The sequence below is a fragment of the Streptomyces sp. NPDC058157 genome (assembly GCF_042884105.1).
Taxonomy (GTDB): domain Bacteria; phylum Actinomycetota; class Actinomycetes; order Streptomycetales; family Streptomycetaceae; genus Streptomyces.
This window is the reverse complement of record NZ_JBHVUQ010000306.1, coordinates 1-6,405: the sequence shown is the minus strand read 5'-3', so window position 1 is coordinate 6,405 and position 6,405 is coordinate 1. Positions and strand designations below refer to the sequence as shown.

Below are 6,405 nucleotides of genomic sequence, written 5' to 3'. Positions count from 1 at the left end.
CCCCGGGGCCGGAGCCCCGGGGCGGTGCCGTCCGGAGGGGGTCAGCGGAGGTCGAAGCTGACCGAGGAGGCCTTGTCGTTCATCCCGTCGCCGACGTAGGCGTTGTAGCCGTAGTAGGTCTGGTGGGCGCCGCGGAAGTCGTTGTGCTCCCAGAGGGTGATCGGGCAGGTGATGCCCTGTGCCGAGCTCACCGTGTCGTTCCAGCCCCACTTGGAGAGATCGTTGAACTCCGGGTAGCGCCAGTTGCAGCCGACGCTGCCGCGGAAGGTGAACTCGCTGCCGCCCGAGTTCGAGTCGCTCCAGATCTTGCCGAGGTCCTTGTACTCGGCCTGCGCGCCCAGTTCGGCGGCCTGGGCCTTCGTGGCGAAACAGCCGCCCTCGCCGGTGTCGACGACGTACGTGCAGAACTTCGGGGCCGCGGGGACGGGCCGCGGGCTCGCGGCGGAGGCCGGGGTGGCGGCCGAGGCCAGCACGAGGGCCGTGGCGGCGAGGGCGAGGGAGGACCGGACCATGCGCATGACTGCTCCTCATATCGATGCATACGAAGGTGCAAGGGACGGACGGTGCGCTCCGGTCCACCGGTGGACCTTTGGGAACTGAAGCGCGACAGCAGCCAACAAGCCGTCATATCCACCCGTCCAGGGCACGCGGTTGCCCGTGGCATGTTTCGTACGGCGCCGTGCGGGCGCGGGCCCGGTCGCGGATGGCGGGATCACGGCGCGCGGAGGAGGCTCCGTCCCCGGGTACGGGCGGGTGCGGGGAAGCGGCGGGTGGTACGGCGGGGGCGCCCGTGGCCGAAGGTGGCCGTCCGTGACGGATCCGCTCCCGTGCGGTCGAATGTCCCGATACGGGTGAACGGCGTCGGTCGTGCCACCCGTACGAGGCAGGGTGTTCGCGTCACATGAGGGGATATGCCGTTGATCTTCTAGCATGGCGGTCCTCCCGCGCCCTGCCGCCCGGGGCGTCGCACACCGAGGAGCGCGCCGCATGTCCCGAACTGCCCGCCGGTCCGCCGCCGCCTCCGCCGCCCTGTCGGCCGCGCTGGCCGCCGCCCTGGCCGCGAGCGCGTTCCTCTCCGCGCCGGCCGCCTCGGCCCACGGCACCGACCCCGGATCCGAACCGGCGCAGGGGCAGGGGCAGGGGCAGGGGCACGGTCACAGGCACGGGCACGAACCGGCCGACGCCGCCGCCGAAGCCGAAGCGGCCCTCATCGGCGCCGACCACGCCCGGGCCCACGCCGAACGGCGCGGCGCCGCCGCCGGAGCCGCCGAATACCCGCAGGCCACCCGCACCGCGAGCCTGGCCGCCCTGACGAAGTCCCAGGCCGCGGCCAACAAGGCCTTCTCCGCCGCCCGGGACGGCCGCTTCACGGAGTTCTTCCCCTCCCCCGACTTCGGCGTCCACCTCGCCCAGCTCCCCACCGGCAAGGTGCTGCTGTTCTCCTTCGAACGGGTCGAGGTCGACCCCACCAAGGAGACCGGCCCCACCGACCGCATCGGCCGGACCAACGCGGGCCGCGCCTTCCTGTGGGACCCGTCCCGGGGCACGGGGGCGCGGGCCTTCAAGGAGGTCCGGCCGCCCACCGTGCTGATGCCCGACGGCACCTTCGTCCCGCGCCCCGCGCCGTTCTTCTGCGCCGGACACGCCTTCCTGCCCAACGGCATGCTGGCCGTCTTCGGGGGCAACGCGGGCGGCAAGGGCGGCAGCGGGGCGAAGCTCTCCTTCGTGTTCGACCCGTGGACCGAGACCTGGTTCCGCAACCGGGACATGTCCGTGGGCCGCTGGTACCCCTCGGTGGTCACCGGCGCCGACGGCCGCCAGACGATCATGTCGGGCCAGTCCGAGCGCGGTACCGGCACCCCCACCCCGGTGGTGGAGCGGTTCCCGGCGAAGGGGCTGCCGGTGCCCTGGCGGACGTACGACATCCCGGCGGGCATGGCCGTGGAGCGGTTCCGGGCGGACGCGCCCTTCCGCAACGACTACCCGCACCTGTTCTCGCTGCGCGACGGCATGGTCTACGGGCTGGGCCGCGACGCCGACCAGCAGTGGCTGTTCGACCCGGTGAAGGAGACCCGGACCGACCTGCCGCGGCGCCCGGCGGACTTCCGGGGCTACGGTTCGGCCGTACCGCTCCCCGCGGGCCTGCGCGGCCCGGACTCGGTCCTCGTCCTGGGCGGCGACCCGCAGGACCCGAACACCTACAAGCTGTCGGGCCGGCACTGGACCACCGAGGAGCCCCGGGCCTTCGGCCGCACCCAGGACGACACCCTGATCCTCCCCGACGCCACCCTGCTCACCGTCAACGGAGCCCTGAGCACCCGCGACTACGGCCACGGCCCCTTCAACCCGGAGGCCGACCTCAAGTACCGGCAGACGGAACTGCGCGACGCCCGCGGCCACTGGCGGCTCGGCCCGGCGCAGCGGCTGCCGCGCGGCTACCACTCCAACGCCCTGGTGATGCCGGACGGGCGGGTGATGGTGACCGGTGACGAGCTCCAGCAGATCGCCAACGACCCGGACATCCGGGACGCGATGGACGGGAGCATCGAGATCTACGAGCCCGCCTACCTCCACCAGGGCGGCAGCCGCCCGGCCCTGGACCGGGTCCCCGGGGGCGAACTCGCGCACGACGCCCTCTTCGAGGTCCGCAGCAAGGCCGCCGCCACCGTCCGCCGGGCCGTCCTGCTGGCGCCGACGACTGTCACCCACGCCGTCAACACCAGCCAGCGGCACCTGGAGCTCGCCGTCACCGCCGTCCGGGGCGAGACCCTGACCCTGCGCACCCCGCCCGGCGCGGCCGACGCCCCGCCCGGGTACTACATGCTCTTCCTGCTGGACGGGCGCGGGGTGCCGAGCACCGCCAAGTGGGTGAAGCTCGGCCACCGCTAGGGCCTCGCGCGGCCGCGTCGCCCGGACGGCTGTGGACAACCCCCGTCCGGCGCGACACGCCCACGTTCGGCCCCGTAGCGTCGTCAGCGTCGGGCCCGGCCCTGATCCGCCGGACGCCCCCGGACACCGCCCAGGGCGAGAACTCCTGCCGAGAGGCCGTCACGATGCCGAGCGAAGACGCGATATCCAGCCTGCTCCGGGTCCACCGGGGCACCGCCTGCCCCGAGGAGCTGGCCGCCATCACGGTCGTGGTCGCCTGCCTCGCGGGCCGGACCGGCCGGCCGCAGGCCTCCCCGCGGCACGCCGTGAAGCACCGCCGCCCGCAGCCGCGGCCCGGGGGCCACGGCTGCTGGGCGGGGTGCTGGGCCTGCCGCTGAGCCGCAGGCCCTCAGGCCCGGCGCAGCACGCGCGTCAGGGCGTCCAGGAGCTCCCCGCGCGGATCGGCGCAGGCGCCCTCCGCGCGCCAGGCGACGAACCCGTCCGGACGGACGAGGACGGCTCCGTCGGCGGACAGTTCGTGCAGCTCCGCCCAGTCGGCGCCGTCCGGCTGGACCAGGTCGGCGTCCGGCGCGGAGCCGACGGTGTAGGCGTCCAGGCGGGCGCCGAGCTCCCGCGCGGCATGGCCGGCGGCCTCCTTCCAGGGCGTGCCGGGGCTGCTCAGCAGCACGAAGGAGGTCTCGTACAGGTCGAGCAGGGAGACCCGCCGCCCGGCCCGCGTCAGCCACATGTGCGGGGCGCGCGTGCCGACGTCGCCCTTGAGGCGCATGGTCTCGGGGATGATCGGCCGCTCCGGGTCGCCGCCGACGACCGCGCCCTCGGGGTAGCAGTAGCCCATGGCGGTGGTGAGGACCCCGCTGCCGGGGCCGCCGCCCATGGTGGGGGGCGGCACGTATCCGGGGTGGCTGTGTTCGGCCGAACGGGCGGAGGCGCGTTCGCTGGTGGCGAGGGCGACGGGGAGCCGCTCGTCCTCGTAGGTGTGCAGCAGGCCGGGTCCGGCGGAGCCGTTCAGCACGGCGGCGATCTTCCAGGCGAGGTTGTGCGCGTCCTGGATGCCGGTGTTGGAGCCGAAGGCCCCGGTCGGGGACATCTCGTGCGCGGCGTCCCCGACGACGAAGACCCGGCCGACGGAGTACTGCTGCGCGACCCGTTCGGCGGCGTGCCAGGGGGCCTTGCCGCCGATCTCCACGTCCAGGTCGGGCACGCCGATGGCGCCCCGGATCTGGGCGATGCAGCGCTCCTCGGTGAAGTCCTCCAGCGTCTCGCCCGTCTCCGGGTGCCAGGGGGCGTGGAAGACCCACTGGGTCTCGTTGTCCACGGGCAGCAGTGCGCCGTCGGCGCCCGGGCGCATCAGGTAGCAGACGATGAAGCGCAGGTCGCCCAGGAGACCGGCGAGGCGTTCGGATCGGAAGACGATGCTGACGTTGTGGAACAGCTCGCCGCTGCCGGCCTGGCGGATGCCCAGGGCCTCGCGGACGGGGCTGCGCGGTCCGTCGGCGGCGATCAGGTAGTCGGCGCGGACGGTGACGTGCTCGCCGGTCTCCCGGTCCTTGACCAGGGCGCTGACCCCTTCGGCGTCCTGGTCGAAGCTCATCAGCTCGGTGGAGAAGCGCACGTCGGCGCCCTGGGCGCGGCTCTGCGCGGCCAGGACCGGTTCGATGTTGTTCTGGCTGCACAGGCACCAGCCGGTGGGGCTGAACCGGGCGAGCGCCCCGGTGGGGTCGACGGCCTTGATGAGCCACTTGTGCTCGCCGCCGATGAGTGCCTGCGTCTGCAGGATGCCCTGGTTGGCCTCGAGGGCGGAGGCCTCCTCGCGGATGGCGGGTTCGACCCCGGCCGTCCGGAACAGCTCCATCGTGCGGGCGTTGATCCCGCGTCCGCGCGGGTGGACGGAGGTTCCGGCGTGCTTCTCGACCACCATGTGCCTGATGCCGTGGCGGCTCAGGAACAGCGAGGTGGAGAGGCCCACGAGGGAACCGCCCACGACGAGGACCGGTACGCGGACATCGGCATGCTCTTCCATCGGCTGCGGGCTCCTGTTTCGTGTGGGGGCAGTGCGAGGGGCAGTCGACGGATTGTGCCCCCGATCAGCCTTCTTGCCCGGGCGAGTCGCGTCTTGTCACCCGCTTGATCCGGAGATGTCGCGATCCCCACCCGGGCGGATGACGATGAGCGACAGCGGCGGCCCCTCCCGTCCGGACCGTCCGCGTCCGGTGACCGGGGGCCACGGGGCCCTGTGCGGCCGGGCCGTTGCCGCCGAATGACGCAGGGGAGCGCGTGCGCGCCGGCGTCCGCGCCCCCACGAAGGAGTGAGCAGATGACAACCACCCTGTCCGAACGGGTGTCGCAGTCCGCGTTCGACGGCTCCATGCTCCGGGTCGTCCTGCTGATGGACCTCCACGAGGGCGCCCAGCAGCGGTTCTTCGAGGCCTACGAGCGGCTGAGGCACGACATCGCCTCGGTGCCCGGGCATCTGGGCGACCAGCTCTGCCAGTCCTTCGAGAACCCCTCGCAGTGGCTGATCACCAGCGAGTGGGAGAGCGCGCCGCAGTACCTCGCGTGGGTCAACAGCGAGGAGCACGCCGAGCAGGTCAGGCCGCTGGGCGCCTGTGCCCGCTCGATGCGCCCGCTCAAGTTCACGGTGCTGCGCGAGACCGGGCGGCGCTACGACGCCCCGCAGGCAGGGTTCGGCGGACGGCTGCAGGACGGGCCGCGGCTCGGCGAGGGCGTCGTCCGGCACGCGCTGACCTTCACGGTCAAGCCGGGCAGCGAGCAGAAGGTCGCCGAGTTGCTGTCCTCGTACTCCTCCCCGGCGGCCCGCGTCGACGACCACACCCGGCTGCTGCGCACCTCCCTGTTCATGCACGGCAACCGGGTGGTGCGGGCGGTGGAGGTGCAGGGCGACCTGACGGCCGCGCTGCGGCACGTCTCGGAGCAGCCCGAGGTGCGGGCCGTGGAGCAGGCGATCAACCCGTACCTGGAGCAGGACCGGGACCTGACCGACCCGGAGTCCGCCCGGATGTTCTTCATGCGCGCGGGCCTCCCGGCCGTCCACCACGTCGCCGCGCACGGGCCTCAGCCGGACCGGATCACCCGGCACGCGCTGTTCTACCCGGCCAAGCCGGGCTGCGGCCCGATGGTCGCCCGCTTCCTCGCCCGCCAGGACGAGGCGGCCGCGAAGATCCCGACCAGTCCGGTGCTGAGCAGCAGCATCTTCCAGCGGGACGACGTCGTGGTCCGCCTGCTCGACGTGAGCGGGCCGGCCGACGGCCGGTTCGCGGGCGGCTTCGGCCTGGACGGCCCGCGGGGCGCGGCGGTGCTGGACCGGATGCTGGCCGGCGCTCCGCACGCCCCGTACCCCATGGACCTGATCACCGACCGCCGGGCCCCGGCGCAGTCCTGATCCGGACGGGCGGCGGCGCCACCCCCCCCGGGGGGCCGCCCCCCGGCCCCCAACCCCCCCCCCCCCCCCGGCGCCCCGGGCAAGGGGCCCCGGCCCCCCCGGGGAATAACCCGGTG

The 6,405-nt window shown here is 73.9% G+C and carries 5 protein-coding genes; 3 read left to right on the top strand and 2 right to left on the bottom strand.

What is annotated here, in order from left to right:
• Nucleotides 1-41: 41 nt before the first annotated feature.
• Nucleotides 42-518, bottom strand: a complete 477-nt coding sequence (locus tag ACFVXK_RS36445; RefSeq protein ID WP_389621005.1) for a hypothetical protein — start codon at nt 516-518, stop codon at nt 42-44.
• Between the two features lie 469 nt (nt 519-987).
• Between ACFVXK_RS36445 and ACFVXK_RS36440 the strand changes: the two genes are divergently transcribed.
• The gene (locus tag ACFVXK_RS36440; protein WP_389621002.1) at nt 988-2,889 is read left to right on the top strand and encodes a galactose oxidase-like domain-containing protein; all 1,902 of its coding nucleotides are present in this window, start codon (nt 988-990) and stop codon (nt 2,887-2,889) included.
• Between the two features lie 164 nt (nt 2,890-3,053).
• Entirely contained in the window at nt 3,054-3,266 is a 213-nt protein-coding gene (locus ACFVXK_RS36435; protein ID WP_389620999.1) for an acyl-CoA carboxylase subunit epsilon, read from the top strand.
• 11 nt (nt 3,267-3,277) lie between these two features.
• Here the strand turns inward: ACFVXK_RS36435 and ACFVXK_RS36430 are convergent, their stop codons facing one another.
• The gene (locus ACFVXK_RS36430; RefSeq protein ID WP_389620996.1) at nt 3,278-4,909 is read right to left on the bottom strand and encodes an FAD-dependent oxidoreductase; all 1,632 of its coding nucleotides are present in this window, start codon (nt 4,907-4,909) and stop codon (nt 3,278-3,280) included.
• Between the two features lie 294 nt (nt 4,910-5,203).
• On the opposite strand from ACFVXK_RS36430, the gene ACFVXK_RS36425 reads away from it, so the two are divergent.
• On the top strand, nt 5,204-6,289 hold the full coding sequence (locus ACFVXK_RS36425) for a SchA/CurD-like domain-containing protein (RefSeq protein WP_389620993.1): 1,086 nt from the start codon (nt 5,204-5,206) through the stop codon (nt 6,287-6,289).
• The last annotated feature ends 116 nt before the right edge of the window (nt 6,290-6,405 follow it).

Coding starts and splice junctions, on each gene's coding strand:
- ACFVXK_RS36445 (WP_389621005.1), bottom strand. CDS start 518: ATGCGCATGGTCCGGTCCTCCCTCGCCCTCGCCGCCACGGCCCTCGTG.
- ACFVXK_RS36440 (WP_389621002.1), top strand. CDS start 988: ATGTCCCGAACTGCCCGCCGGTCCGCCGCCGCCTCCGCCGCCCTGTCG.
- ACFVXK_RS36435 (WP_389620999.1), top strand. CDS start 3,054: ATGCCGAGCGAAGACGCGATATCCAGCCTGCTCCGGGTCCACCGGGGC.
- ACFVXK_RS36430 (WP_389620996.1), bottom strand. CDS start 4,909: ATGGAAGAGCATGCCGATGTCCGCGTACCGGTCCTCGTCGTGGGCGGT.
- ACFVXK_RS36425 (WP_389620993.1), top strand. CDS start 5,204: ATGACAACCACCCTGTCCGAACGGGTGTCGCAGTCCGCGTTCGACGGC.